Source organism: Acinetobacter sp. V110_1 (assembly GCF_031798975.1).
Lineage (GTDB): Bacteria > Pseudomonadota > Gammaproteobacteria > Pseudomonadales > Moraxellaceae > Acinetobacter > Acinetobacter nosocomialis_A.
In genome coordinates this window covers 91285-117060 of the sequence record NZ_JAVQNN010000013.1, presented here as the reverse complement: position 1 = coordinate 117060, position 25776 = coordinate 91285, and the positions used below count along the sequence as shown (strand labels likewise).

Annotated in this window: 20 protein-coding genes; 6 read left to right on the top strand and 14 right to left on the bottom strand. The window is 41.4% G+C overall.

The window, feature by feature from the left end; translation table 11 throughout:
* Positions 1–13: 13 nt before the first annotated feature.
* The 8 genes from RMA95_RS03085 to RMA95_RS03050 all read right to left on the bottom strand — a co-directional run bounded on the left by RMA95_RS03085 (position 14) and on the right by RMA95_RS03050 (position 8009).
* A complete protein-coding gene (locus RMA95_RS03085) occupies positions 14–805 on the bottom strand; it encodes a RodZ domain-containing protein (RefSeq protein ID WP_263612900.1) in 792 nt (263 codons plus the stop codon).
* Positions 796–1596 (bottom strand): type IV pilus biogenesis/stability protein PilW, encoded by an 801-nt coding sequence (gene pilW / locus RMA95_RS03080; RefSeq protein ID WP_263612899.1) that lies wholly within the window; start codon positions 1594–1596, stop codon positions 796–798. The genes RMA95_RS03085 and pilW overlap by 10 nt, the downstream gene beginning before the upstream one ends.
* Before the next feature lie 15 nt (positions 1597–1611).
* Positions 1612–2844 carry a 23S rRNA (adenine(2503)-C(2))-methyltransferase RlmN gene (gene rlmN / locus RMA95_RS03075; protein WP_151682915.1) on the bottom strand — a complete coding sequence of 411 codons (1233 nt, stop codon included), beginning with the start codon at positions 2842–2844 and terminating at the stop codon, positions 1612–1614.
* 122 nt (positions 2845–2966) lie between these two features.
* Complete coding sequence (gene ndk, locus RMA95_RS03070; RefSeq protein WP_000963851.1) at positions 2967–3398, bottom strand: nucleoside-diphosphate kinase; 432 nt, start codon at positions 3396–3398, stop codon at positions 2967–2969.
* Positions 3399–3511: 113 nt separating this feature from the next.
* Positions 3512–3712 carry a Fe-S cluster assembly protein IscX gene (gene iscX / locus RMA95_RS03065; protein ID WP_004698764.1) on the bottom strand — a complete coding sequence of 67 codons (201 nt, stop codon included), beginning with the start codon at positions 3710–3712 and terminating at the stop codon, positions 3512–3514.
* Between the two features lie 99 nt (positions 3713–3811).
* Positions 3812–4363 (bottom strand): phosphatase PAP2 family protein, encoded by a 552-nt coding sequence (locus RMA95_RS03060; protein ID WP_039250407.1) that lies wholly within the window; start codon positions 4361–4363, stop codon positions 3812–3814.
* A gap of 24 nt (positions 4364–4387) precedes the next feature.
* Positions 4388–5686 (bottom strand): glycosyltransferase family 1 protein, encoded by a 1299-nt coding sequence (locus RMA95_RS03055; RefSeq protein ID WP_311069615.1) that lies wholly within the window; start codon positions 5684–5686, stop codon positions 4388–4390.
* 139 nt (positions 5687–5825) lie between these two features.
* Complete coding sequence (locus RMA95_RS03050; RefSeq protein ID WP_311069559.1) at positions 5826–8009, bottom strand: carboxy terminal-processing peptidase; 2184 nt, start codon at positions 8007–8009, stop codon at positions 5826–5828.
* A gap of 192 nt (positions 8010–8201) precedes the next feature.
* Here RMA95_RS03050 and nagZ point away from each other — a divergent pair, with 192 nt between their 5' ends.
* Both nagZ and RMA95_RS03040 read left to right on the top strand, forming a co-directional pair.
* Complete coding sequence (gene nagZ, locus RMA95_RS03045; protein ID WP_311069558.1) at positions 8202–9221, top strand: beta-N-acetylhexosaminidase; 1020 nt, start codon at positions 8202–8204, stop codon at positions 9219–9221.
* Between the two features lie 325 nt (positions 9222–9546).
* Entirely contained in the window at positions 9547–10389 is an 843-nt protein-coding gene (locus RMA95_RS03040) for a class I SAM-dependent methyltransferase (protein WP_311069557.1), read from the top strand.
* A 56-nt stretch (positions 10390–10445) separates the two neighbouring features.
* Here RMA95_RS03040 and RMA95_RS03035 read toward each other — a convergent pair whose 3' ends face one another.
* The gene (locus RMA95_RS03035; RefSeq protein WP_311069556.1) at positions 10446–11759 is read right to left on the bottom strand and encodes an alpha/beta hydrolase; all 1314 of its coding nucleotides are present in this window, start codon (positions 11757–11759) and stop codon (positions 10446–10448) included.
* Between the two features lie 299 nt (positions 11760–12058).
* Between RMA95_RS03035 and RMA95_RS03030 the strand changes: the two genes are divergently transcribed.
* Positions 12059–13324, top strand: a complete 1266-nt coding sequence (locus tag RMA95_RS03030) for a glutamate-5-semialdehyde dehydrogenase (RefSeq protein ID WP_039250396.1) — start codon at positions 12059–12061, stop codon at positions 13322–13324.
* A 110-nt stretch (positions 13325–13434) separates the two neighbouring features.
* Here the strand turns inward: RMA95_RS03030 and RMA95_RS03025 are convergent, their stop codons facing one another.
* The 5 genes from RMA95_RS03025 to edd form a co-directional block, all read right to left on the bottom strand.
* Positions 13435–15063, bottom strand: coding sequence for an NADP-dependent glyceraldehyde-3-phosphate dehydrogenase (locus RMA95_RS03025; RefSeq protein WP_311069555.1), 1629 nt, complete (start codon positions 15061–15063; stop codon positions 13435–13437).
* 144 nt (positions 15064–15207) lie between these two features.
* On the bottom strand, positions 15208–15720 hold the full coding sequence (locus RMA95_RS03020; RefSeq protein WP_004698777.1) for a gluconokinase: 513 nt from the start codon (positions 15718–15720) through the stop codon (positions 15208–15210).
* A 17-nt stretch (positions 15721–15737) separates the two neighbouring features.
* A complete protein-coding gene (locus RMA95_RS03015; RefSeq protein WP_019458071.1) occupies positions 15738–17096 on the bottom strand; it encodes a gluconate:H+ symporter in 1359 nt (452 codons plus the stop codon).
* A 185-nt stretch (positions 17097–17281) separates the two neighbouring features.
* A complete protein-coding gene (gene eda, locus RMA95_RS03010) occupies positions 17282–17911 on the bottom strand; it encodes a bifunctional 4-hydroxy-2-oxoglutarate aldolase/2-dehydro-3-deoxy-phosphogluconate aldolase (RefSeq protein WP_311069554.1) in 630 nt (209 codons plus the stop codon).
* 20 nt (positions 17912–17931) lie between these two features.
* Entirely contained in the window at positions 17932–19785 is a 1854-nt protein-coding gene (edd, locus tag RMA95_RS03005; RefSeq protein WP_311069553.1) for a phosphogluconate dehydratase, read from the bottom strand.
* Positions 19786–20545: 760 nt separating this feature from the next.
* Here edd and RMA95_RS03000 point away from each other — a divergent pair.
* The 3 genes from RMA95_RS03000 (at position 20546) to RMA95_RS02990 (ending at position 25689) form a co-directional block, all read left to right on the top strand.
* Positions 20546–21748, top strand: a complete 1203-nt coding sequence (locus RMA95_RS03000; protein ID WP_019458067.1) for an acetate/propionate family kinase — start codon at positions 20546–20548, stop codon at positions 21746–21748.
* 43 nt (positions 21749–21791) lie between these two features.
* Complete coding sequence (gene pta, locus RMA95_RS02995) at positions 21792–23936, top strand: phosphate acetyltransferase (RefSeq protein WP_311069552.1); 2145 nt, start codon at positions 21792–21794, stop codon at positions 23934–23936.
* Between the two features lie 226 nt (positions 23937–24162).
* Entirely contained in the window at positions 24163–25689 is a 1527-nt protein-coding gene (locus RMA95_RS02990; protein ID WP_311069550.1) for a fumarate hydratase, read from the top strand.
* Positions 25690–25776: the final 87 nt, after the last annotated feature.

Here is a 25776-nt window from a genome sequence, read left to right as displayed (position 1 = left end):
TCAACTCATGGTATTAGCGGGATAAACGGAATTCAGCTTTACCGTTTACCGTATATGGAGACAATGAAATCTGTTCTTGGTTTAAGCTTAATGACACAGCTGTTGCGTCATCAAGACGAATCTGGAATGGAGACTCACCATTTAAGGTTAAAGTCGATGCCTGACGACCCGTAGCTAAAACCTTCCCTGTTGCATCTACAATATGAACAGAAGTTGGACGGTTAAAGTTTAACACCAATTGATCACCCGCTGTTGCAGAGGCATTTCCTTTCATAGGTAAAACTTCAACATTAGACTGATTTGCTTTTGGCGCCTCAGCTTCTTCTTTGTTTGAAGTCCATTTTTGGACACCCATCACAATCAATGACACGACAGCAATAATCAAAATCGCAAGCAATGCACGCTTTAACCACTTCTTGTTACGATCACTATTAGAACCCGGTAATTTACCCATGATTTTAATTGGTGAGTTGTTTAAAGCATGATTTGGCAAAAGGCCTGTATCGTTAGCATAAATCTCATCAAAACGCTGAATAATTGCAGTTGCATCAGCATTTAAATATTTTGCATAAGAACGATAATAACCTTTGATAAAGGTTGCTTCTGGCAAAGATTTATAATCGTCTTGCTCTAACGCACTGAGCGTTTTAAGCGGCATATTTAAATCTGAAGATACTTGCTCTAATTCTTTTTTCTGAGAAACACGAATTTGACGTAAATACTCACCAGGACGTTGAATATTTCCTAAAGCAGAAGTCGGTAAGCTTGAGCCAGTTGGCTGCTGTGAATTAGGATTTATTTCCATACGGCCTCAGTACTATACTGTAATTGCAAATAACGTTGATATTCTGGACTTTCCGGGAATAAAGCACGTAACTGGTTTACTAAAACTTGCATTCCCATTTTATCCGCATTGGCTCGAGCCACTCTTAAACCAATCCAAAGTGCGCGAGCACCCTGATTTTTCTGCCCCACTGTACGAACATATTGTTCATACATTTGTGTAGCAGCCGGAATCTGCTGCTGCAAATAAAAAATTTCTGCTAACTCTAACATTGAAATGTAAGAGTCGCGGTTAGCAAGGAGTGCTTGTTTGAATGTTTTTTCAGCACTCGCAATATCACCCAATTTTAAATAAATCCGCCCAAGATTTTCTAAGGCTTGATAGCGTTGATCATACCCTAATGTTGCACCAGCAATACGGAATTGCTCGACGGCATCATTATAACGCTCCATTTGGTACAAGTACGTACCATAATTATTACGTGCCTGAGCATTATCTGGCTCAGAAGAAATTGCACGTTTAAAATAATGTTCTGCTTTTTCTAAATTGGGTTTACTGCCTTCTTGTTGCAATAAAATACCCATCATCATATTTGCCGTTGCATCACGACTATCGACACTTAAGGCTTGATCAAGGGAACGCTTTGCAGAATCCAAGTCACCAGAACGAATGTATTCTGCAGCAAGCTGCGTACGCACCTTAACTGCTTTTTCCGGGTCCTTTTTTAGTGTTGGCGAAGTCTGACAACCACTTGCCAGAAATGCAACTGCAACCCCCATACATAACATGATCTTTAACTTCGGAGTACTCAAAGTCTTCCCTCAACTTTATCCTTGTGTACGTAAAATCTCTTGACGCTGTGTAACTTTTTTCTGCCACTGTTCAGCACGGCGGGTTCTATCAGCTACTTGACCCACTAACTGTCCACATGCAGCGTCAATATCATCACCACGTGTTTGACGAATCGTACACACAAATCCGGCATCAGACAAAGTTTTTTGGAACGAGATAATACGATTTCGACTTGAGCGACCATATGGCGCGTGCGGGAACGGATTAAACGGAATCAAGTTAATTTTACTTGGTAAATTTTTTAATAATTTAATCATTTGCTGTGCATGTTCAGGTTGGTCATTCACACCTTCCAACATGACATATTCGATAGTCACATGTTTACGCGCACTTTCATTACCATCTTTGGCAATATAACGCTGACATGCTGCAATCAATTGAGCCAATGGATATTTTTTATTAATAGGCACTAATTCATTACGTAGTTCATCGTTTGGCGCATGTAAAGAAATTGCCAAAGCAACATCAATATCTTTCGCAAGTTGGTCAATTTTTGGTACAACACCTGACGTTGATAAAGTCACACGACGTTTTGACATGCCATAAGCAAAGTCATCAAGCATAATGTGCATTGAGCTTAATACGGCGTCATAGTTGAGCAATGGCTCACCCATACCCATCATTACGACATTGGTCACTGAACGCTCACGTTCAGCAACAGGCACTTCTTCCATATAAGAATAGTTTGCCATCCAAAGTTGCCCAATAATTTCATCTGGCGTTAAATCACGCTGGAAACCTTGCTTACCTGTTGAACAAAATGAGCAGTCCAATGCGCAGCCTACTTGTGATGAAATACACAAAGTTTTGCGCAAACCTGTTTTATCTTCGGCAGGAATTAATACAGTTTCAACTAATGAACCCGCGCCCTCACCTACACGAAACACCCATTTACGTGTGCCATCTTTTGAATAGTGACGGTGAACAACCTCAGGAGCTTTAATCTCACAAATCTGTTCCAGTTTTGCGCGCAACTTTCCTGAAATATTGGTCATTTCAGCAAAATCAGTAACAAAGTACTGATGAATCCATTTCATAACCTGTCCGGCACGAAACTTTTTCTCACCAATATCTTCGAAGAATTTTTCTAATTGCGCGCGTGACATGCCGAGTAAATTCACTTTTTCGGCAGCAGGCGATGCTGGCGTGGACGAAGATTGCTGCTGTCCATCAAGATTTTCAGATGAAACGACCACTGCAGAACTCATGTGTATTTACCTAAACCATGTCAAAAACAGAAGATATTGTTCAAGAATCAGACAATATGCTCTTGAGAGAATAAAAAAACCAGATAAGTAGTATACCACTTATCTGGTTTGAATGCTTTCGATTAACGAGTGCGTGGGCAGATCTCGTTGTCAGCAAAGAAGTAAGCAATTTCACGCTCTGCAGAAGCAACTGAGTCAGAACCGTGAGCAGCATTTTCGTCGATGCTTACAGCGAAATCAGCACGGATAGTACCAGGAGCCGCTTCTTTAGGGTTTGTAGCACCTAAAATTTCACGGTGAGCAAGAACTGCGTTTTCGCCTTCAAGAACAGATACTACAACTGGACCAGAAGTCATGAATGCAACTAAGTCACCAAAGAAACCGCGTTCTTTGTGCTCTGCATAGAAACCTTCAGCATCAGCTTGAGAAAGGTGTTTCATTTTAGTCGCAACAATTTTTAAACCCGCTTTTTCGAAACGAGCAAAAATTTCACCGATGTGGTTTTTAGACACAGCATCAGGCTTTACGATAGACAAAGTACGTTCAATAGCCATGAGTGGCTCCTTTATTTTAAGATTTAAACTTTAAAAAATTTGCAGCATTATACCGATGTCATAGGCAATAATCAGCTTTGAATGTGTAAAAGTTGCGATTTTTTCTACTGTTTTTAGCGAACTTCGTCTATCCAGGCCATTTGGATACCTTCTAGCAATCCTTCGGTTGATTTATTTGGGTCATCACTGAAGTCTGGTAATGCACATACCCATGCATGTAAATCGGTAAAACGGATCCATTGCGGATCAACTTCTGGATGTGCTTCTGACAATTCAATGGCAATATCAATCGTATCTGTCCAACGTAAGCCCATAGCGGCTCCTATCTGTTTAATCTGCTAAATCACGAACTGTGTACTTTAGCAAATCCACAAACCTAATCGATAGCTTAAGCTGATAAAAATTACTGTTCGTTATAAAGCGATGTTTAATAATGGCGCTACAAATATAATGATACTTGCCACTGCTGCACCAATAAGTGCACCCACAATCACATCACTTGGGTAGTGAAGCCCCAGTACCATACGAGACAACGCAACAAGCACCATGAAAGGTAACATAGCGGCTAATAACACAGGTTGGATATACCCCAACACAATTGTCACCATCACTGCATGTAACGTATGACCAGATGGAAAACTAAAGTGATCGAGTGGTCTTTCACCAAGCACAATTACTTGATGGACTTGGTATGGGCGTGGACGCGTCGTTTTATGTTTTAAAAATTTATAAATTGCCGTTCCTATTGAGCCGCCAATTAACAAATAGATAATTTGCAAACTGTAGGTAATGCCATGCATTCCCCATACAATTGCCAGCATGAGGTACCAAAATGGCCCATCGCCCGCACGGCTAATAATTTTGAAGAATAAAGCCACACGTTGTGAGTGAGAAAAATGATTGAGATATAAACAGCCTCTCAAATCGAGATCGAGTATTTTTATTTTTGCATTCTTTAATTTCATGGTCGTTCTCCTATTTTAGGATACTTAGGTGAAGTCCACCGAGGATTCCTTCACTACCTGATAAAATGCCTGTTCTAATTGTTGTACCGGAAGTTGCCAACCGCTTTGCTGTACTTTATGACAGGCTTGTATGCCCATTTCTCTAAGTTGTTGTACTGAAGGGAGTTGATAAATTTGTTGTATAAAATGGTTTTTCTGCCCAAGTGGACTTAACCAACCACTTACGTTATGGACTAAATATTGATGTGCACATGCATAATCATACGCGATAACCGGCAAACCGCTCGCCATTGCCTCTAAAACTACGTTACCAAACGTTTCAACTTGACTCGCAAATACAAATACATCTGCGCTTGCATAGGCAGCCGCCAAATCTTGTCCACGCAAACTACCTGTAAAAATGACATTTCTCGCTTCAGGTAATGCTTTTAATCGAGCAAGATCCGGGCCATCTCCCACCACAACCAGTTTAGTTTTATGTTGCTGCATGTTTTGCATGGCTGCATAACTTTCAACAATCAATTGCACTTCTTTTTCTGGTGATAAACGCCCTACATACAGCATGACACGAGTATCGGCATCGACACCCCATTGTTGGCGTAAACTTTCTGAGCGATGCTTTGGCGAAAAGCGCATGGTATCGACACCTCGTCCAACCACAATAAGTGGACAGGTAATACCAAAACCACGTAAAGCTTCTTCGGTATCTTTACTCGGAACACAGGTCACTTGCGTGTTGTTATGAAACCAGCAAAGATATTTTTGAATTGGCTTAACTAAAAAAGCCAGATCAAAGAATCGACTAAAATCTTGAAATGGTGAGTGAAAGCCACTAGAAACCGGAATGTCTTTTGCTTTTGCAGCTTGCATAGCAGTTAAGCCCAGAGGCCCTTCCGTCACAATGTGCACAACATCTGGCATAAATTTTTCAAAAGCTTTTGAAACTTTTAAATATTGAGGCCAGCCAAATTGCAGCGTTGGATACTTCGGAATCGCTTGTGACATGACCAGACATTCTTGCTCTGGCAAAAAATCATGACACTTCGCTTTTTGTTCAGGTCGAACCAGTAGAATTTTATGCCCTTGTTTTTGCAAACCTTGACATAACTGTAATAGTGAGAGGGCTACGCCATTAATTTCTGGTGGCCATGTCTCTGTCACAATCGCAATTTTCAAACGAGGACGAACCAACCCGTGGAGTTGGTGCAATTCCTGAGTATTAGACAACTGCTGTTTTTGTTTAAAATAGAATTGGAAGCTTTCAGGGAGTTGCTGTTGTTTTAATAGTGCTGTCGCGTATGAGCCTTGCATAGCGCCATCCATCAATGTATTTATTTTCATGCTTAAAGATTAAGCAGCTTTCTTGACACTTTGATGATAAATGCATGACAGTTTACTGACATAAAAAATTAAAAAAGCACGCTGAGAACAGCGTGCTTTTTCGTAAAACAGACAAAAGAACTTAACGGTTTTGCAATTTTGCATAATCCATAAGTACATTTGCCGCTTCATTCACAAATGTTTCTTCTTCTGGCAATGCAGGACGTTGGTTAGCTTTCATTTTGGCGCGAGATTCAGCTAACGCATCTAATGACGCTTGGTAGCTTTCCCAGTTTGCAAAAGGCTTTTGACCTGTTGCTGCACGACGTTCATTTTCAGCATCTAAAGTTTGCTTTTCTAAACTTAAAAGCTCTGCACGGCGCTTATCAATATCAAGCACAACCTGTTTCTGGTCACTCGTAACCTTCGCGATTGCCGTACGCTTATTTAAATATTTAAACTGAGGATCGGCAGCAACACGTTGTTCAGAGAATTGAGACAACTTCGCAACATATGGTTGAACAGAACCTTCACGCTTAAATGGTGCGGTAGGAATGGTATCCCACTTTAATGCGTTCTTCGATTTACGCTCACCAAACTCTTCGTTATAGATATCGACAAGCTTAATATCTGGCACTACACCTTTGTTTTGCGTACTACCACCTGTAACACGGTAGAATTTACGCTGAGTTAAGGTCGCTTGGCCGTATGCCAAAGTATCAAGTTGAACCTGAGCTGTACCTTTACCTGTGGTTGTACTACCAATGATAATGCCACGTTCATAGTCTTGAATTGCCGCAGAGTAAATCTCACTTGCTGAAGCAGATGCCAAGTTCACCAATACAGCGAGTGGACCTGTATAGATTTGCTGACCGCCATCGTTGTCTTCAAATACACTGACATTGCCGTTGCCATCACGAATTTGCACAACAGGACCTGACTTAATCACTTGCCCAAGCATACGTGCAACTTCTTCTAATGAACCGCCCGGGTCATTACGCAAGTCAATAATAATACCTTCTACTTTCTTCGCTTTTAATGCCTCAAAAGCATTGGCAGTATCTTCAGAAACTGAACGATATTGCTGACCAGCGCGACGTGAACGATAGTCAAAATAGAACGATGGAATTTCAATCACACCTAATACATGCTTTTTACCATCGCGTATCACTTCAACTGTACGTGAACGAACACCCGCATCTTCTTCTTGGATAACGTCACGGACTAAAGTCACATTACGTGCCTGACTCATTGATGCACCAGCACCAAGAAGTTTTAGCGTGACTTTAGTGCCACGTTTACCCCGAATAAGCCCAACAATTTCCGAACTTGTCCAACCCACCACATCGATCATTTTACCGCCCTCTTGAGCGACTCCAACGATTCGATCTCCTGATTTCACTTGGCCAGACTTACTTGCAGGACCACCTTCTACAATGGTTTCAATCTTGGTGTAATCTTCATTGCCACGCTCTGGACGAATCGACACTCCAATCCCTTCAAGCTGCAAAGTCGTTTGGCGATTCAATTCAATCGCATCAATTGGCGGATAATAGTTACTGTGTGGATCATAAGTCGCTAACATTGCATTTAATGTTTTATCTAAAACATCATCGCTTTTTACACGACTAATTCTTTCAAGCTGACGTGTATAACGCTTAGTCAAAGTTTGAGCTGGCGTTAAATCTTCTGGACCTTTTAAGTCTTGACCATCAGCAAGTGACGGGTTTTCTTTCAGTGCCTTTTGTTTTGCCTGCTCTTCTTCACGGCTAATGGTTAAATTAATTAACTGTGAAACCAGCATTTTACGCCAGTGATTTTGCTGCTCAGCCGTTGTTTTAAAATACGGCGCTTTTTCGCGATCTACTTCTATATAGCTATTTGGTTGCTTTAAGTTCTGTTGTTGTTTCAACTCAGCCAACATGAACTCGTAAAATTGTTTTAAGCGTTCACGATATTGCTGGTGAATTGCAAACGGTCCAGTTAAGTTCCCCGCTTTTAATGAAGCACCAAAATTTGAACCATAGAGTTTTTTATAATTTTGAACTTCAGCGTCTAAAAATAATGAATGGTCTGGATCAAGACTGTCTAAATACATATCAAGAATACGGTTAGATGTATTCGCATCCAGACGCATATTTAAATAATGTTGGCGATCAACTAAAGTTGCCAGTTGACGAGCCACCAAGGCCTGCTCTTGCGTTGGCTGGATCGATTGAGAAACAGCAGCTGTATTGGTTGCTGCTCTTGCTTCGTTCATCGTATGAGAGAAGAATAAACCGCCAGTCGCGATTGCTACTGCACAAGCTATAGTTTGAAGTTTCATAAATTCTTAATACTTCCTTGGGTGTTCGTATCTTACACGCTCTGTTTTCGATATGAACTAAGCAGATTCAACATCTTAACCAACTAAATTGTTTATACCGTGTAGTTTTATCATATTCTGTACTGACAAAATGTAGCAAATCATTGCAAAATTCGCTTATTGTTTTTCAATCAAAATTCAAATGGAACCAATATGATTGGCGCGTTGATGCTGGACATTGCCGGCACAGAACTTACTAAAGAAGATATTGAACTATTACAAGCTCCGCAAGTCGGTGGCATGATTTTATTTGCACGAAATATTGAATCACCACAACAAGTCCGTGCTTTAACCGACCATATGCGCCAAGTTCGCCCAGATATTTTGATTGCTGTCGATCAAGAAGGTGGTCGAGTTCAACGTTTAAAATCTGGCTTTACGCTATTGCCAGCGATGGGCCGCTTTGGCGAACTCTATATCACTCAACCACAAAGGGCTCTTGAACTGGCTGAACAGTGTGGCTGGTTAATGGCAACTGAAGTCTTGGCTGTGGGGATCGATTTCAGTTTTGCACCGGTTTTAGACCTTAATGCAATTAGCGATGTGATTGGTGACCGTGGCTTCTCTAAAAACATTGAGGATATTGCCCCACTTGCTGGCGCATTTATGCGCGGTATGAAAAGAGCTGGTATGGCAAATACCGGCAAGCACTTCCCAGGTCACGGTTCGGTAAAAGCCGACTCTCATGTCGCTGCAGCAATCGACAGCCGTAGCTATGATGAAATTTATAACCATGACATGCAAAGCTTCATTAAGCTTATGCCTGAGCTTGATGCGCTCATGCCTGCTCATGTCATTTATGATCAGGTTGACCCAAATCCGGCAGGTTTCTCACCTTTCTGGATTCAAGAAGTTCTACGCAACCGTTTGAAGTTTAATGGTGTACTTTTCTCTGATGATTTAAGCATGCAAGCTGCTTGTGTAGCTGGTGGCGCAGATGCACGTATTCAGGCCGCTCTGGCAGCTGGCTGCGATATGGGGCTGGTATGCAATGACCGTAGTGCAGCATGTACAGCACTTGAAGGTATTGCAAACTTAGAGCTACCAAACCAAGAACGCCTTGAACGCATGCGTGGTCAAATTCCACAAATCCAAGTTGGTGAAACTTTATCGCTTGGAAATGACTGGCAAGCTGTCAAAACAGCCATTGAAGAGTTTAAGAATTCGATTTAAGTTAGTAAAAATTTTAATTGGCTACAAAAACCTATTCACTATCTGATACGCGGTTAAGTCATACGCAACCTGCTCATCTGCTGAAGGATATTGATTGCTTCAATATATTTGATAGATGCAGAAAATGAACAGGTTTTGCGTATGACAATGGTTTTGGTTACTTTTCCCGAAAGAAAAGTAACTCCAACTGAAAGTTCATCCCAGAATGCCAACCTAATTGACAGGACTCCATCATGCAGGTTCATTCACCATCAATGCATTAGAACCTCTTCATTGTTATTAATAATGAAGATCACACAAAAACAATAAATCGAGTTCAGGACGAATGACACAACACCTTTCAAAACACCGCCACATCTCTTTTACAGCCCACTACACGGGTTATATCTGGTATCAAATGGGGATCTCACACGAAGCACTTGCTACCAGTAAAGGCAAATCACTGGCACATTTAGTTCACCCATTAGAGTCTTGGGCAGAGAAATATGTGGGTGGCAGCATGCGCACGACGCTTAAACAGCGCCATACCATGCTTGATCATAATTTAGAGAAGTTAATTCAAGAAAACTCTGATTTACAGGTGCTTGAAATTGCCTGTGGTTTATCACCACGTGGCTGGTGGTTTAGGCAGCATTACCCTTCTATTACCTATCGAGAACTTGATTTACCCGATATGGCTCAGACAAAGCAAAATGCATTAAAACAAATTGAAAAAAAAGCACCTGAGATTTTATCAGTCGATTTATTTACCGAAGCCTTTGCTCAAGCATTTGAAGTGTTTGACACGAACCGCCCACTGGTTGTGATTAGTGAAGGTTTGATTAACTATTTTGATAAAGACTTATTAAAACAACTGATTCAATCAATTGCTCACTATGGGACATCTTTTAAAAAGTTCCATTACTTAACCGACCTTTACCCTGAACCCGTTAAAAATAAACTCGCCAGTATTATCTGGAACAGCAGTAAATTACTTAAACTCATATCTCGAAGCTCTTTTAGTTTTCATTTTAAAACGCCACTTGAGGTGAAGGACTTTTTTGAAGATGCAGGATTTAGTCAAGTGAGTGTTGAACAACCACAAATATTCTTTGGACAAGTTTCTAAAGAGAGAAGTGAAGAACATTTAGGTGACTTAGTTTGGACCATTCACGCCCAAATAAAATAATAAATATAAAAAAATGGAAGCTCGAAATAAACGAGCTTCCATTTATAAAAACCTAATTAAGCAATTTGTTTTTGACGGACAATAAAACGACTTAAACGATCAGCAAGCTCAAAACTGCCATGTTTAAATAAAGCACGGATTCCTTGTTCAGTAGCTTCAAAGATTAAACATTCAATCGAGAAAGGGCCTTCCTCATCTTCTAGATGCAGAGCCAGATCCCGTGGGTGTTCATTTACAAAGTCGAGCTGTGTCACATCATCTAACTTCAAGTACATCCCAAAGAAAGTCACGTCAACAATCGTCACTGACACTTCCGTTTTACATTCACGGTGGCTCAGTTTCGTTTTAGGTTGAAGAACTGAAATCCGCTCTTCACCACGGCGCTCCATGTTTTGCATTTGTTCACGTTTCATAGGAATAATGCCATCCAAATTTTGGATAGATTCACCTTTTAAAAATGAAGTGAACAAACTCATGGTTTCTTTACGACGCTGCAACTGAGGTACATGGTCCGCATTTGCAATAAGGGCAAATTCCATATCTGGACATTGCAAAGCAAAATTGGCATTTTCATGAGGCAGAGTAAAACTGTCATACTGCCCTGCTGCAACCAGTGTTTTACACTTTGGAATCGGCACATCTGTTAAACGTAAAAGTCGATTACAGTTAATGTCATAACGCTCACGCTCGGTACCTGTAAACTCAGCCATTTGCCTAAAAAATAATTTTTTAGCTGTAGGTGACATACGGGTTTTATCTAACTTGGCATGATTGACTAAATATAAAATGACCGCTTGCCCAAACTCTTCCATGCGGTTTTCTTGCATGAGTTTGAGTGATTCTTCCAAAATCATTCGCCAACTTTTACGGGTCTTTTGCATAACACCCATTAAAATCATGCGGTCCATCAAATCTGGACGGTGATAAGCAAAACAAGAAGCAACAACTGAACCCAACGACATTCCCATTACAGAAACTTTTTGAATTCCGACAATATCTAACCAGCGACCTAACATTTCTGATAAATCAGGTAGTTCTAATGTTCCAGCAGAAATTCCAGTATCCCGATTGGTAATTTGTTGATTTGCGCCCATTGATGGCAAGTCAATTAGAATGACCGGACCACTTTCAAACAGTTGCTCAACACAATATTTATAAGAGTTAAAATTTTGAAAAGCACCGCCAACAATCACGATTGGTGTTTTGTGAATGGTTTTTGGGTCTGCAATCGCCATGTATTCAATTTTCCAGCCGTCAATCCATGTGGTACGAGCTGGTTGTTTAAAACTATCTCTATGGTAGATATCGAAAAACCCAAAACCGGCATAAGCTTGGTTTATCTCCGAATCCATTTGAATAATGGAATTCATATCCTTGCTTCCTCCTTGCTGTAATTTTTTTATGCTGCAAGAGTTCCTTCTTGAACATGTAATCTTTTATGCACAAATCTTTAAAATTTGTATTAGTTTGTATTGCACAAGTCCATTCTAAACAATTGTCTGAAATATACGCAATCGCTGAAATGACCGCTCATCTTGTTTAAGCCGCTAATAGTTTTCAAAATATTTAAATGTTTTTTTATAGCGGTCACATTTTTGAAAAAAAGCCATTCATTGTTCCGCATTTGACTGCTACTATCGTAGTCATTGGTAAATGATTAAAAACTGCTATGCAAGATTCAATTGAACAATACATGCAAAAAGTTGGGCAACAAGCACGTGAGGCTTCACGCGTTTTGACAAGTGCTTCAACTTCGCTTAAAAATCATGCACTCTCTGCTATTTATACTGCTTTAGAAAATAATCAGGCAGCAATTTTGGCGGCGAATCAACTCGACATGGAAAAAGGCCGTAACAACAAGCTTGATAGCGCCTTACTTGATCGTCTTGAGCTTACGCCCGCACGCTTTAAAGGGATGTTGCAAGGTTTAAAAGATGTGATCGCGCTTGTCGATCCAATTGGGGAAATTACGGATCTTGCATATCGCCCCACAGGTATTCAAATTGGAAAAATGCGTGTGCCTTTGGGTGTCGTTGGTATGATTTACGAATCACGTCCAAACGTAACACTTGAAGCTGCATCTTTAGCAATTAAATCGGGCAATGCCATTATTTTACGTGGTGGTTCAGAAGCACTTGAGTCAAATAAAGCCATTGCTGAAGCGATTAAACATGGTTTAAAAGTTGCTGGTTTACCTGAGCATTCGGTACAAGTGATTGAAACTTCTGATCGTGCAGCGGTTGGTCACCTCATTACCATGGCTGAATATGTAGATGTAATTGTTCCACGTGGTGGCAAGAGCCTAATTGAACGTGTAACCAATGAAGCTCGTATTCCTGTCATTAAGCATCTTGATGGTAACTGTCATGTGTTTGTAGAAGCTCAAGCCGACTTACAAAAAGCATTACCAATTACATTGAATGCCAAAACACATCGTTACGGTGTTTGTAATGCGATGGAAACACTGCTTGTTGATGAAAAAATTGCAGACGTTTTCTTACCACGTATTGCTGAACTTTATGCTGAAAAACAAGTCGAACTCCGTGGCTGTCCAGAAACACGTCGTATTTTAGGCGCTTCTGTAAAACCTGCGACAGAAGAAGATTGGTATACCGAATATTTAGGACCAATTCTTGCTGTTAAAGTGGTTAGTGGTATTGATGAAGCAATTGACCATATCAATAAGTATGGTTCACATCACACCGATGCCATTGTGACTGAAAACTATACTTTGGCTCGTCAGTTCTTGGCGCGCGTAGATTCAAGCTCAGTCGTGATTAATGCTTCAACTCGTTTCGCTGATGGCTTTGAATATGGCTTAGGTGCTGAAATTGGTATCTCAACAGATAAAATTCATGCACGTGGTCCAGTTGGTTTAGAAGGCTTAACTTCTCAAAAATGGATTGTGTTAGGTGACGGTCAAATTCGTCAATAATCAAGCCATTCTTGCAAAAAAAAAACGCCTGAACCATATCAGGCGTTTTTATTTTGTTATTTCCCATAAAAAAACCAGCGCAAAGGCTGGTTTTTTTAATCATATGTTCTTTAGAAAATAAAGTCGGTATTCACAAATTTAGAATAGTGCTCAGACACCATAGAGGCCAGCATACCTTTGCTATCATCGGTCTGTTTAGCAGCAATCATAGCTCGGATAGAGAATGCACGTAACGCATCATGCACAGATAGTGTACCTTCGGCAGAATCTTTACGGCCACCGAATGGAAATACATCTGGACCACGTTGACACTGACAATTGATATTTACACGACAAACTTGATGTACAAGTGTATCGACTAAATGACCAATTTGCTCAGGGTCGCTACCAAAAATACTCACCTGCTGACCATGATCAGAAGTCGTAACATATTCCAGCACAGTTTCAATGTCATCATAAACAGAGACAGGCACCACTGGACCAAACTGTTCTTCGCGATACAGTCTCATACCCTCTGTCACTGGATAAACTACAGCTGGATAAAACATGGTTTTGCAGAATTCGCCACCTTCTGGATTAACGACTTTAGCTCCTTTAGCCACGGCATCTTCAATGACTTCAGTCATATAGGTCGTACGGTGTATACCTGGCAACGGAGTAATAAATACACCCTTTTCCCAAGGCATACCCACTTTTAGTTTAGCCAGCTCAGTCGTTAAACGCTTAACAAATTCGTCAGCTATTGACCGATGTACCATCAGCATTTTAAGCGCAGTACAACGCTGACCATTAAAAGACAATGCCCCCAACAGGCACTCTTTCACCGTCAAATCCAAATCAGCATCTGGCAGAATAATGGCTGCGTTCTTTGCATCCAGTCCCAGAATCGCACGCAGACGGTGAGATTTAGGATGTTGTTTTTTCAAGTGATCGGCCACTTTACTAGAACCAATCAGTGCCAATAGATTAATTTTTCCAGATGCCAACAGATGCGGCACCACCAATGAACCTGGTGCATAAATGGTATTGATCACACCTTTAGGGAATGAATCACGGAATGCTTCCAAGAGCGGTTCAAACAATAAGGTACCAAATTGAGGCGGTTTGAAGATGATGGTATTGCCCATCAGCATGGCCGGAATCAAGGTAGCAAAGGTTTCGTTCAACGGGTAGTTGTATGGTCCCATACATAACACTACGCCCAATGGGGTACGACGGATTTGACCAATCGTACCTTCAGCAATTACAAAGCGGGAGTTGGCATTATCTAGATCTTTCAGGGCATCAATCGTTTGACGCATATAGGTGACAGTACGGTCGAACTCTTTCTCGGAGTCCGCCAAGCTCTTACCAATTTCCCACATGATCAGTTTAACAATGAGATCTCGCTGTTCCACCATACGCTGAATAAAATTCTGCATACAAGCGATGCGCTCACCAACTTTCATCATTGGCCATTCACCACGACCATTATTGTAGGCACGTACTGCCGCTTCTAACGCTTCGTCACTTTCTTTCTCACCCATGACTGGATAACTACCAAGCTCAACTTGCTGCAAGCTACCGTCAGGCTGCTGAATCCAGATTGGAGAGAATGTCTTCTTGGTTGAACCAGCCCATAACTTCAACTCACCATCCACTAACGAGATACGCTGATGAATCTGAGATGGCAGACGTACGCTGTCAGGAATACTATCTACTGGGGGAAATTTATGTTGTAAATTATTTGAATGGCTCATTATTCTTATCTCCAATTATTTATAAATTTAAACCTAGCCCGTTATGAACAGGTCTAGTTGGTGTGAATACCAGTACTGTTACTGGTATTCACCTTGCTTGGGCCTCAGGCTATCGAGCCATCAATATGTGGGTTTTAAATGAGGTTATCCTCGACACACACTATCAGTCACCCCTAGCTTCTGGATGACTTGTTCAATGATCTGTTCTGGTGTGAGCGCAATATCAATAGCAATTGCTTCATTCACATCAGGTTCCTCTAATGTATCTAGCTGAGTTTGTAGCAATGATGGGTCAAAGAAATGGCCTGCTCGCTCAGCAAGACGTTGCTGCAACAGCTCATAAGAACCTTTTAAGTATATAAATTTAATATTCTGGTCCTGCCCTCTTAAAATATCGCGATACATCCGCTTTAAAGATGAGCATGTAAATACAGCTGTTTCACCATCTCTTTGTTTTGTTTCAATCGCCTGACGAATGGCTTGTAACCACGGCAAACGGTCTTCATCAGTTAAAGGAATACCTTGGCTCATCTTGCTTTTATTTGCAGCCGAATGAAGCGTATCGCCATCGAGGAACTCACAAGCCAAACGCTCTGATAACAACTCACCGATTAGGGTTTTACCTGTTCCACAGACACCCATTGCAATCACAATCATGGATTACTCACCTTTAATTATAAAATAGTGCTAAGCAGTAGCGTGAAAGATAAACCCAACACCGAAATGATCGTTTCTAATACTGACCAAGTCTTGAGTGTCTGCCCTACTGTCATACCAAAATATTCTTTGATTAACCAAAATCCTGCGTCATTTACATGTGAGAACACCAATGAACCTGAACCCGTCGCAAGGACTAAAAGTTCCGGTCTAACAGCAACACCAGCCGTAGCTGCAATTGGAGCAACAATACTACAAGCAGTAGCCATCGCAACCGTTGCAGAACCTGTAGCCAAACGAATCAATGCTGCGACAAACCAGCCTAACAATAACGGCGATAAATTTGCCTTTAAGGCTGTAGAAACAATCTCATCAGAAATACCAGTGTCACGCAAAATGCCACCAAAACCGCCACCAGCACCTACAATCAACATAATCCCGGCAATAGAAGCTAAACACCCGCCACAGAATTTTTCAATTTGTTCACGGTTAAAGCCCTGCATCGTACCAAAGGTAATAAAGCTGACCAGTACGGCAATAAGTAATGCGATATCAGAAGTACCAATGAAACGTAGTACATCATTTGCGAAAGTTTTTGGTGCAAAGAACAGATCAGCCCAACTTCCGATTAACATGAGTACAACAGGCAGCATAATCGTAAATAAGGTAATCCCAAAGCTCGGTAGCTCACGTGTCCTATTCGTATCTGCTTCAACGAATTGCTTTGCTAACGGGTTATTTTCAGGCAATTTGACGTATTTATTAATCCAGAGTGCATACAAAGGCCCAGCTACAATAGCTGTTGGAACACCCACGATTAAACTGTAAGCAATCGTTTTACCAATATCTGCATGATAGGCCTGCACTGCCAGCAAAGCTGCTGGATGTGGTGGAATTAAACCATGCACAACTGACAAACCAGCAACCATCGGCAAACCAACAACCAGTAAGGACTTGCCTGTCCGTTTAGCAATGTTGAACGCAATTGGAATGAGTAGAACAAAACCGACTTCGAAAAATACGGGAAGACCAACAATAAGAGCAATAAACATCATGGCCCAGTGAATATTTTTCTCACCAAACCATTTAATTAAAGTAATTGCTATTCGTTCAGCACCACCCGACTCGGCCATCATTTTGCCAAGCATCGTTCCGAGTGCAATTACAATCGCAAGGTGGCCCAAGGTTTTACCAGTACCAGCTTCATATGACTTAACAATATCGCCCATTGGCATGCCAACAGCTAAAGCTAAACCCAGTGAAACAATGATAAGAACTAAAAAGGGATAAATTCTGAACTTCGCGATCATAACAACCAATGCAATAATCGCGATTACAGTGTAGATCAGCAACATGCCACCCTGAACCGTCTCCATGGGACATTTCTCCTTGGAATTATTATTTAGGCACACTGCCTAAACAAAGGTCTTCAACCACAGTAATTCCTACTGTTAAGACATTAATTTTTTATATTTAGATGTGACCAGCACAAACTGGTCACATCAATACAGCCTTTAAAGCACATAGAATGCACTTCATTTTTTATAAATATTGACTACATTTACAATGCTCTCAACTGACTCGCAATTTGAGCTAAACGCGTAATTTCAGCCCAGTCTTGTACAGCAACAGCAGCTTTAGGCGTCAACCATGAACCACCTACACAAACTACGTTAGGTTGCTTCAAGAAATCTGGTGCTGACTCTGCTGTAATTCCACCGGTCGGACAAAAACGCAAGTTTGGAAATGGACCATAAAATGCTTTGAGCATCTCGACTCCACCTGCTTGCTGCGCTGGGAAAAACTTCACAATGTCATAACCCAACTCAATCGCCTGAATCAGATCACTTGGTGTCATAACTCCTGGTAATAAAGGTAAGCCAGCATCTTGCGCAGCCAAATGTAAGTCTTTGGTTAAACCAGGAGATACACCAAACTTAGCGCCTGCTTTTTTAGCTTGGGCGCAATGCTCAGGCTTGGTAATTGTTCCCACACCCACCACAATGTCATCTGCCAACTGGCTTGCACGCTCAATAGCAGCCAAACCAGCAGCGGTACGTAAAGTAATTTCCAGTACTTTTACACCACCAGCATGCAACGCACGTGATACATGTTCACCTTGTTCGGCGGAGTCAAAAGCCAACACGGGAATTACTGGGCCTAATTTGACCACATCTTCAATCTTGCTCATTACTTTGTAATTCCTTTGTCTCAAATATGCGTTTGTGGCTCTTCACCAACAAGTGAACCAAACACAGATGCACCATGTTCAGCAGGTGCTGCTGCTGCACGGAATACACCAAATAATTCACGGCCGAAACCAACTTCGTTTTCTGCCTGATGTTCTGGCTGTGCAACAGGGCGTGATTGCCAAGTTTGTTCATCTAACTCAATATCGAGTACACTAGCCTCAGCATCAATAACCAGCATATCTCCGGTTTGGACTTTAGCAATCGGCCCATTTAGTAAGGCTTCTGGAGATAAGTGAATCACCGCAGGAACTTTGCCTGAAGCACCAGACATACGACCGTCAGTGACTAAAGCAACGTGGAAACCTTGATCTTGTAAAACACCCAACACAGGTGTCAAACGATGTAACTCAGGCATACCATTCGCACGAGCACCTTGGAAACGAACGACCGCAATAAAGTCTCGGTGTAATTCGCCACGATCAAACGCTGCTTGTACCGCTTCTTGAGAGTCAAACACAATTGCCGGCGCTCTAACTTTACGGTGCTCTGGCGCAACAGCAGAAATCTTGATAACACCACGACCAAGGCGACCTTGCATTAAGCGCAAGCCACCATCTGGCTGAAACGGCGCATCAATGCTACGAAGTACTTTGTCATCAAGGCTCTGAACCACACCGTCAACCCAAGTGAGCTTACCGTCAATCAATTTCGGTTCTTTGGTGTAGTGCTGTAAACCTTTACCAGCGACTGTTGTTACATCGTTATGGAGTAACCCTGCCTCAAGTAAGTTACGAATAAGGAATGCCACCCCACCCGCAGCTTGGAAATGGTTTACATCGGCCTTACCATTTGGATAGATTTTTGCGAGCAATGGAACAACAGCAGACAACTCATCAAAGTCATCCCAGTCAATCAAGATGCCAGCCGCACGTGCAATCGCAATCAGATGCAATGTGTGATTGGTTGAACCACCCGTCGCGAGTAAAGCCACAATGCCATTGATAATAGCTTTTTCATCAATCACATGACCAATTGGTGTGTAGTTGCCTCGCTCAGCAGTTAAGTCAAGCACACGTTTAGCCGCTTCGGCAGTAAGAGCGTCACGTAGTGGTGTGTGAGGATGAACAAATGCAGCACTTGGCAAATGTAAACCCATCACTTCCATCAACATTTGGTTACTGTTGGCAGTACCGTAGAAGGTACATGTGCCCTGACCATGATAGGCAGCTGACTCAGCTTCAAGTAAGGCATCTCGGCCCACTTGACCAGTCGCAAATTGTTGACGAATTTTGGCTTTATCATCATTTGATAAACCGCTACTCATTGGACCCGCAGGCACAAAAATAGTCGGTAGATAACCAAACTGTAAGGCACCAATAAGTAAGCCCGGCACAATTTTATCGCATACGCCGAGACACAATGCGGCATCGAACATATTATGAGAAAGTGCAATTGCTGTACTCATCGCAATTGTTTCACGTGAAAACAATGACAATTCCATACCGGCATTACCTTGAGTAATGCCATCACACATTGCCGGCACACCACCAGCAAACTGAGCAACACCACCATTTTCACGGGCAGCGGTTTTTATAATGTCTGGGAAGGTTTTATAAGGGGCATGTGCTGAAAGCATTTCATTGTATGAAGACACAATGCCAATATTTGGTTCACGGCCAACTTTAATAATTAATTTTTCATTATCTTCCATGCTGGCAAAACCATGTGCGAGATTGGCACATGAGAGTGCTCCACGAGCAGGAAATTTACCTTGGGCATGTTCAATGCGTTGTAAATATGCAGAACGAGTTTTTTGGCTACGCGCGATTACACGCTCGGTAACTTTTGCCAATATTGGGTTCGGCAAGTCCATGCTGGACGCTCCTGTACAACCGGATAAGCCGGAAAAACAAAATAGACCAAACGATATATTTAACGATCATTTGGTAGAAGGATGAATAATATTATTAAGGCAAAAAGCGACATGCAAGTCCTTATAACTCCGAGCAATACTCTAGGCCTTAGCATTAAAGACAAATAATGTTTAAGTTTTAAACAAGAAAATGATTTTATTTTTGACTATATTTACGGGTAAATTAAATATTAATAACTATGAGAAATTTCTCATAATATCAAAGCAATAAAATATCTTTATAAATGGGTGAGCACTGACTTTTTTATACTTATTTTGATATTAAAAATGTTTATAATTTATCCTTTTTATCCTATGTATAAAGTATTAAAACTTAATTTCAATTACGTATATTATTTGTAATACTCCCCTGTGGTTTGATTAAAATAACAACACTTATTTTTTCTTAAAAAATTTATACCAAATAGTTGAAAATTACATTGATTCAAAATTTACTTTTCATAAATATATACAAAAAACTGTTTAATTCTTCTACAAAAAAACAATAAATACAGTGGTTAAGCCTTATACTCAACGAATATTAGTTATAAAAAATTTGATGGTCGATAGTGCTTAAGTCTAATGGGCTAAAGTCTATCTTGGACAGAAAAACAACACATGTTAAAACATCACAACCTGCTCTAAATGCATGTTGCAATTAATGCCTTTTGATCAGGAAGTTAGGAAAACTATTTTTAAATCAGGACTTGGGTATTTCAACGTGGCTACATCAGTATTAGTTATTAATTGCGGTTCTTCATCTATTAAATACGCGCTGGTTTCAGACCGTCGTGAAGATCGTATTTATGGTTTAGCAGAAAACTTAGGGGCGGCTGATGCTCGTATTAAAGGAATTACAGTCGGTGGAGAACCACTAGAGCTTTCAATTCCTTATGCTGACCACGCCAAAGCTTTAGAAACTTTACTTGCACGTCTTGCAAACTATAAACCTCAAGCAATCGGTCACCGTGTCGTACATGGTGGAAGCCTCACCAAAGCTGAATTACTTACTCCTGAAATTATAGAACGTATTCGTGCAGCCACCCCTCTTGCACCGCTTCATAACCCAGCCCACTTAATCGGGATTGAAGCAACGATGCGCCTATTTCCTGAATTACCTCAAGTTGCCGTATTCGACACTGCATTCCACCAAACCATGCCTGCGCATGCATACCGTTATGCAATCCCTAAATTTTTATATACAGACCATAACGTTCGCCGCTATGGCTTCCACGGCACAAGTCATGCTTATGTGTCTGACCGCGGTAGTGAACTGGCTGGTAATTTCCAAAAAGGCGGTTGGTTAACAGCACACTTGGGCAATGGTAGTTCGACTTGTGCAGTATGGAACGGACAAAGTGTTGATACCTCTATGGGCCTTACTCCGCTTGAAGGTGTTGTAATGGGAACCCGTAGTGGGGATGTCGATCCAAGCTTACACAGTTTCCTTGCAAAAAACCTTGGATGGGACTTAGCGAAAATCGATAAAGTTTTGAATAACGAAAGTGGCTTACTTGGCTTATCACAACTCTCTAACGATATGCGTACTGTGATTGAAGCCTCTGAAAATGGCAATGAAGATGCGCGTCTTGCAATAGAAGTATTTAGCTACCGTCTTGCCAAATCACTTGCTGCACTAAGCTGTGGTTTACCAAGTATTGATGGCCTGATCTTCACAGGCGGTATTGGTGAGAACTCAGCTTATATTCGTGAAAAGACTTTAGCTTATTTACCTCACTTTGGTTTACAGCTCGATAAAGACCAGAACAACAATTTAAAACGTGGTACAGAAGGCCGTATTGATAGCGGTACAGGCCCACAGATTTGGGTTATTCCAACCGATGAAGAAGGCCGTATTGCTAAAGAAACTCGTCAGGTTGTAGACGTTTCACAAAATACATCTCCTGAAGTTAGCCTTGCTTAATTACAGAAGTCAAAGAACGTTATTCATTTATTTATAGGTTTATATGAATACAATTTTATTAATTCCTACAGGTGAAGGGGTTGGTTTAACCTCTGCCTGCTTAGGTATGATTTATGCACTTGATTGTAATGGGATTAAAGCAGGCTTTTTAAAACCCTTTTCTCAGGTAGATCAAGAAAATTTAGACCGAACTACATCTTTATTTGGTCATTTATTTCAAGGTAAAACTGTTCAATCCATTTCTCATGAAAAGTTAACCCAACGCATTGCGTCAGGTGAAGTTGATGAGCTACTTGAAGAAGCAGTAAGTCTTCATCGCAGTATCGCAGCCGACAATAATGTGATTATTGTTGAAGGCTTATTGCCAAATGGGCAAGACCATTTTGCCAGTGAGCTGAATGCAAGTCTTGCTCAAGCCCTCGATGCAGAAGTGGTTTTAGTGAGCACTGCTGACATTCAAAACCCACGTAAAACAGCCGAGAAAGTTGAAGCTCACTTGCGTCAGTTTGGCGGTGCAACTTCAAACCGAACAGCAGGTGTACTCTTTATGCGTACACGCGGGTTATCTGAAGAAACAGCTCAGATTCCTGTCGCATTCGACCCATCGCTACGTCCAACTGAAGACATCGCAAAATTTACGTCAGAACTGCAAAAATATAATCGCTACTTTGGATCGAACGATTTACCCATTATTGGTTTAGTCCCATTTAGTAATACCTTAAGTGTACCTAGAACTTTAGACATCGCGAACGTGATTGATGGTCAATGGGTACATCAAGGCGAAGCGAAAATACGTCGTATTTTGCACTCAAGTTTAATTGCCTCAAGCATTGAATATGAACTGAATAAATTCATTGCTGGCGAACTGATTATTAGTGCGTCTGAACGTACCGACGTTTTACTTGCAGGTAGCTTGGCAACCAGTAACGGTATTCCATTGGCAGGCTTGGTACTGACCGAACGTGAAGCACCTGCCCCTGAGCTTTTAGAGTTTTGCCAAAGCGCTATCAAACAAGGCTTACCAATTTTACATACCCGTTTAAACACACTGGAAACGGCACAGCGCTTATCTGATTTTGGTAATGAAATTCCAATCGATGACACTGAACGTGCCGAGCAAGTGACTCGTTTTGTTTCAAGTCATATCGATGTCGAATGGCTTAAACAGCACAGTAATAACGGTGCAACTCCACGCCTTTCTCCTTCTGCATTCCGTCATGAGTTGGTGCAAAAATCAATTGCAGCTAAAAAACGAATTGTGCTTCCAGAAGGCGATGAGCCACGTACTATTGAAGCAGCTGCTATTTGTCAGGCGCGTGGTATTGCGCATTGTATTTTGCTAGCAAAACCAGATGCTGTACAAGACGTTGCAAAAGCACGCGGTATTGAACTACCAGCTGACTTAGAAATTATTGATCCAGACAGCATTCGCAACCAATATGTTTCACCAATGGTTGAGCTTCGTAAGGGTAAACTCAACGAGTTACAAGCCAAAGATCAATTACAAGACACCGTAGTTCTCGGCACCATGATGCTGGCGCTAGATCATGTAGATGGTTTGGTTTCTGGTGCAGTTCACACTACAGCGAACACCGTGCGCCCTGCTTTCCAGCTTATTAAAACCGCACCTTCTTACTCACTGGTTTCATCCATATTCTTTATGCTTTTACCAGATGAAGTTTATGTTTACGGTGACTGTGCAATTAACCCAGACCCTACAGCCGACCAGCTTGCTGAAATCGCGATTCAGTCTGCTGACTCTGCAAAAGCGTTTGGAATTGACCCACGTATTGCCATGATCAGCTATTCAACTGGAACCTCTGGAACAGGTGCTGATGTTGAAAAAGTACAACAAGCGACTCAAATTGCACAGCAACGCCGCCCTGATTTACTGATTGATGGTCCTCTTCAATACGATGCAGCTTCTGTTGAAAGTGTAGGACGCCAAAAGGCACCAGACTCACGCGTTGCTGGTCGTGCCAATGTATTTATTTTCCCAGACTTAAATACAGGTAACACGACCTATAAGGCAGTACAACGTGCAGCAAATGTAGTCAGCGTTGGACCAATGTTGCAAGGCCTCAACAAACCAGTCAATGACTTGTCTCGTGGTGCTTTAGTAGATGACATCGTCTTTACTATTGCCTTAACAGCAATTCAGGCTGAACAACAAGCTGCTGCCAAATAATTAATATCATTTAATCTTTTCTACCTCTCGCCATTTGATGTCCGCTCAAATGGCTTTTTTTATTCTCAAATAACGGCCTTAGCAGTTGGTTGTTCTTAGTTTTAAATCACTTAGCATTGGTCTTATTCGACTTTCGGTCAAAAGATCAACCAATCCCCCACAAGATTGTCTTTTTGTCATATAATTTAGCCCGCTAGCTAACAGCCCGCTCAAGAGATTTTTTGGTATGACAATGATTATCAAACAAGATGACTTGATTACATCAATCAAGGACGCCCTACAGTTTATTTCGTACTATCACCCGCAAGACTTTATCCAAGCGATGAGCCGTGCTTATGATCGCGAAGAAAACAAAGCTGCAAAGGATGCAATTGCACAGATTTTAATTAACTCTCGCATGTGTGCGGAAGGTCATCGTCCAATTTGCCAAGACACTGGTATTGTTAACGTTTTCCTTGAAGTGGGCTTAGATGTTAAATTCGATTTAACAATGAGCTTAGACGATGCAGTAAATGAAGGTGTTCGTCAAGGTTACCTTGAAAACAGCAACGTTCTTCGTGCATCTGTACTTGCTGACCCTGCATTTGGTCGTAAAAATACAAAAGACAACACCCCTGCTGTTATTCACTACAAACTCGTACCGGGTAACAAAGTAGATATTACTGTTGCTGCTAAAGGTGGCGGTTCAGAAAACAAATCTAAACTTGCTATGCTTAACCCATCTGACTCGATTGTTGACTGGGTACTTAAAACTGTTCCGACTATGGGTGCAGGCTGGTGTCCTCCTGGTATGCTAGGTATTGGTATTGGTGGTACTGCTGAAAAAGCCATGATGCTTGCTAAAGAAGCACTCATGGAAGAAATTAACATGGACGAATTACTTCGCCGTGGACCAGAAAACAAAATCGAAGAACTTCGTATCGAAATCTTTGAGAAAGTAAACGCTCTTGGTATTGGTGCACAAGGTCTTGGCGGTTTAACGACTGTTCTTGATATTAAAATTAAAGATTACCCATGTCACGCTGCTGGTAAACCAGTTGGTATGATTCCGAACTGTGCTGCGACTCGTCACGCTCACTTCCAGCTTGATGGTTCAGGTGTAGCTCATATTCAAGCACCAAAACTTGAAGACTACCCATCTGTAACTTGGGACTCTTCACAGTCTAAACGTGTAAACCTTGATACCATTACTCAAGAAGAAATGGATTCTTGGAAACCGGGTGATACATTACTTCTTAGCGGAACAATGTACACAGGTCGTGATGCTGCACACAAACGTATGGTTGAAATGATCGACAATGGTGAAGAATTACCAGTTGATCTTAAAGGTAAATTTATTTACTACGTTGGCCCTGTTGATCCAGTGGGTGATGAAGTCGTTGGTCCTGCTGGCCCTACAACTGCAACACGTATGGACAAATTCACACGTAAAGTACTCGAGCATACTGGTCTATTCGGTATGATTGGTAAAGCTGACCGTGGTCCTACAGCAATTGAAGCAATCAAAGATAACAAAGCAACTTACTTAATGGCAGTTGGTGGTGCGGCTTACCTCGTATCTAAAGCAGTTCGTGAAGCTGAAGTTGTTGCGTTTGCTGACTTAGGTATGGAAGCAATCTACAAATTCGTAGTTGAAGATATGCCTGTATCTGTAGCAGTTGATGTAAACGGTACATCAATTCACGCAGTAGCTCCAAAAATCTGGCAAGCGAAAATTGGAAAAATTCCAGTAATCGATGCCGCAGCAGGCTAATCAAGAAAAGCACCGGATTCGGTGCTTTTTTTATGCCTTGTAATTTTTTTGGAAATTGAAAAGAATTGTAACAATTGATTCACCAAT

Coding starts and splice junctions, on each gene's coding strand:
- RMA95_RS03050 (WP_311069559.1), bottom strand. CDS start 8,009: ATGAAACTTCAAACTATAGCTTGTGCAGTAGCAATCGCGACTGGCGGT.
- RMA95_RS03030 (WP_039250396.1), top strand. CDS start 12,059: ATGCAAGATTCAATTGAACAATACATGCAAAAAGTTGGGCAACAAGCA.
- RMA95_RS03035 (WP_311069556.1), bottom strand. CDS start 11,759: ATGAATTCCATTATTCAAATGGATTCGGAGATAAACCAAGCTTATGCC.
- RMA95_RS03085 (WP_263612900.1), bottom strand. CDS start 805: ATGGAAATAAATCCTAATTCACAGCAGCCAACTGGCTCAAGCTTACCG.
- ndk (WP_000963851.1), bottom strand. CDS start 3,398: ATGGCTATTGAACGTACTTTGTCTATCGTAAAGCCTGATGCTGTGTCT.
- pta (WP_311069552.1), top strand. CDS start 21,792: ATGAATACAATTTTATTAATTCCTACAGGTGAAGGGGTTGGTTTAACC.
- RMA95_RS03055 (WP_311069615.1), bottom strand. CDS start 5,686: ATGGATGGCGCTATGCAAGGCTCATACGCGACAGCACTATTAAAACAA.
- RMA95_RS03025 (WP_311069555.1), bottom strand. CDS start 15,063: ATGAGCCATTCAAATAATTTACAACATAAATTTCCCCCAGTAGATAGT.
- RMA95_RS02990 (WP_311069550.1), top strand. CDS start 24,163: ATGACAATGATTATCAAACAAGATGACTTGATTACATCAATCAAGGAC.
- RMA95_RS03040 (WP_311069557.1), top strand. CDS start 9,547: ATGACACAACACCTTTCAAAACACCGCCACATCTCTTTTACAGCCCAC.
- edd (WP_311069553.1), bottom strand. CDS start 19,785: ATGGACTTGCCGAACCCAATATTGGCAAAAGTTACCGAGCGTGTAATC.
- RMA95_RS03020 (WP_004698777.1), bottom strand. CDS start 15,720: ATGATTGTGATTGCAATGGGTGTCTGTGGAACAGGTAAAACCCTAATC.
- eda (WP_311069554.1), bottom strand. CDS start 17,911: ATGAGCAAGATTGAAGATGTGGTCAAATTAGGCCCAGTAATTCCCGTG.
- rlmN (WP_151682915.1), bottom strand. CDS start 2,844: ATGAGTTCTGCAGTGGTCGTTTCATCTGAAAATCTTGATGGACAGCAG.
- RMA95_RS03060 (WP_039250407.1), bottom strand. CDS start 4,363: ATGAAATTAAAGAATGCAAAAATAAAAATACTCGATCTCGATTTGAGA.
- nagZ (WP_311069558.1), top strand. CDS start 8,202: ATGATTGGCGCGTTGATGCTGGACATTGCCGGCACAGAACTTACTAAA.
- RMA95_RS03015 (WP_019458071.1), bottom strand. CDS start 17,096: ATGGAGACGGTTCAGGGTGGCATGTTGCTGATCTACACTGTAATCGCG.
- iscX (WP_004698764.1), bottom strand. CDS start 3,712: ATGGGCTTACGTTGGACAGATACGATTGATATTGCCATTGAATTGTCA.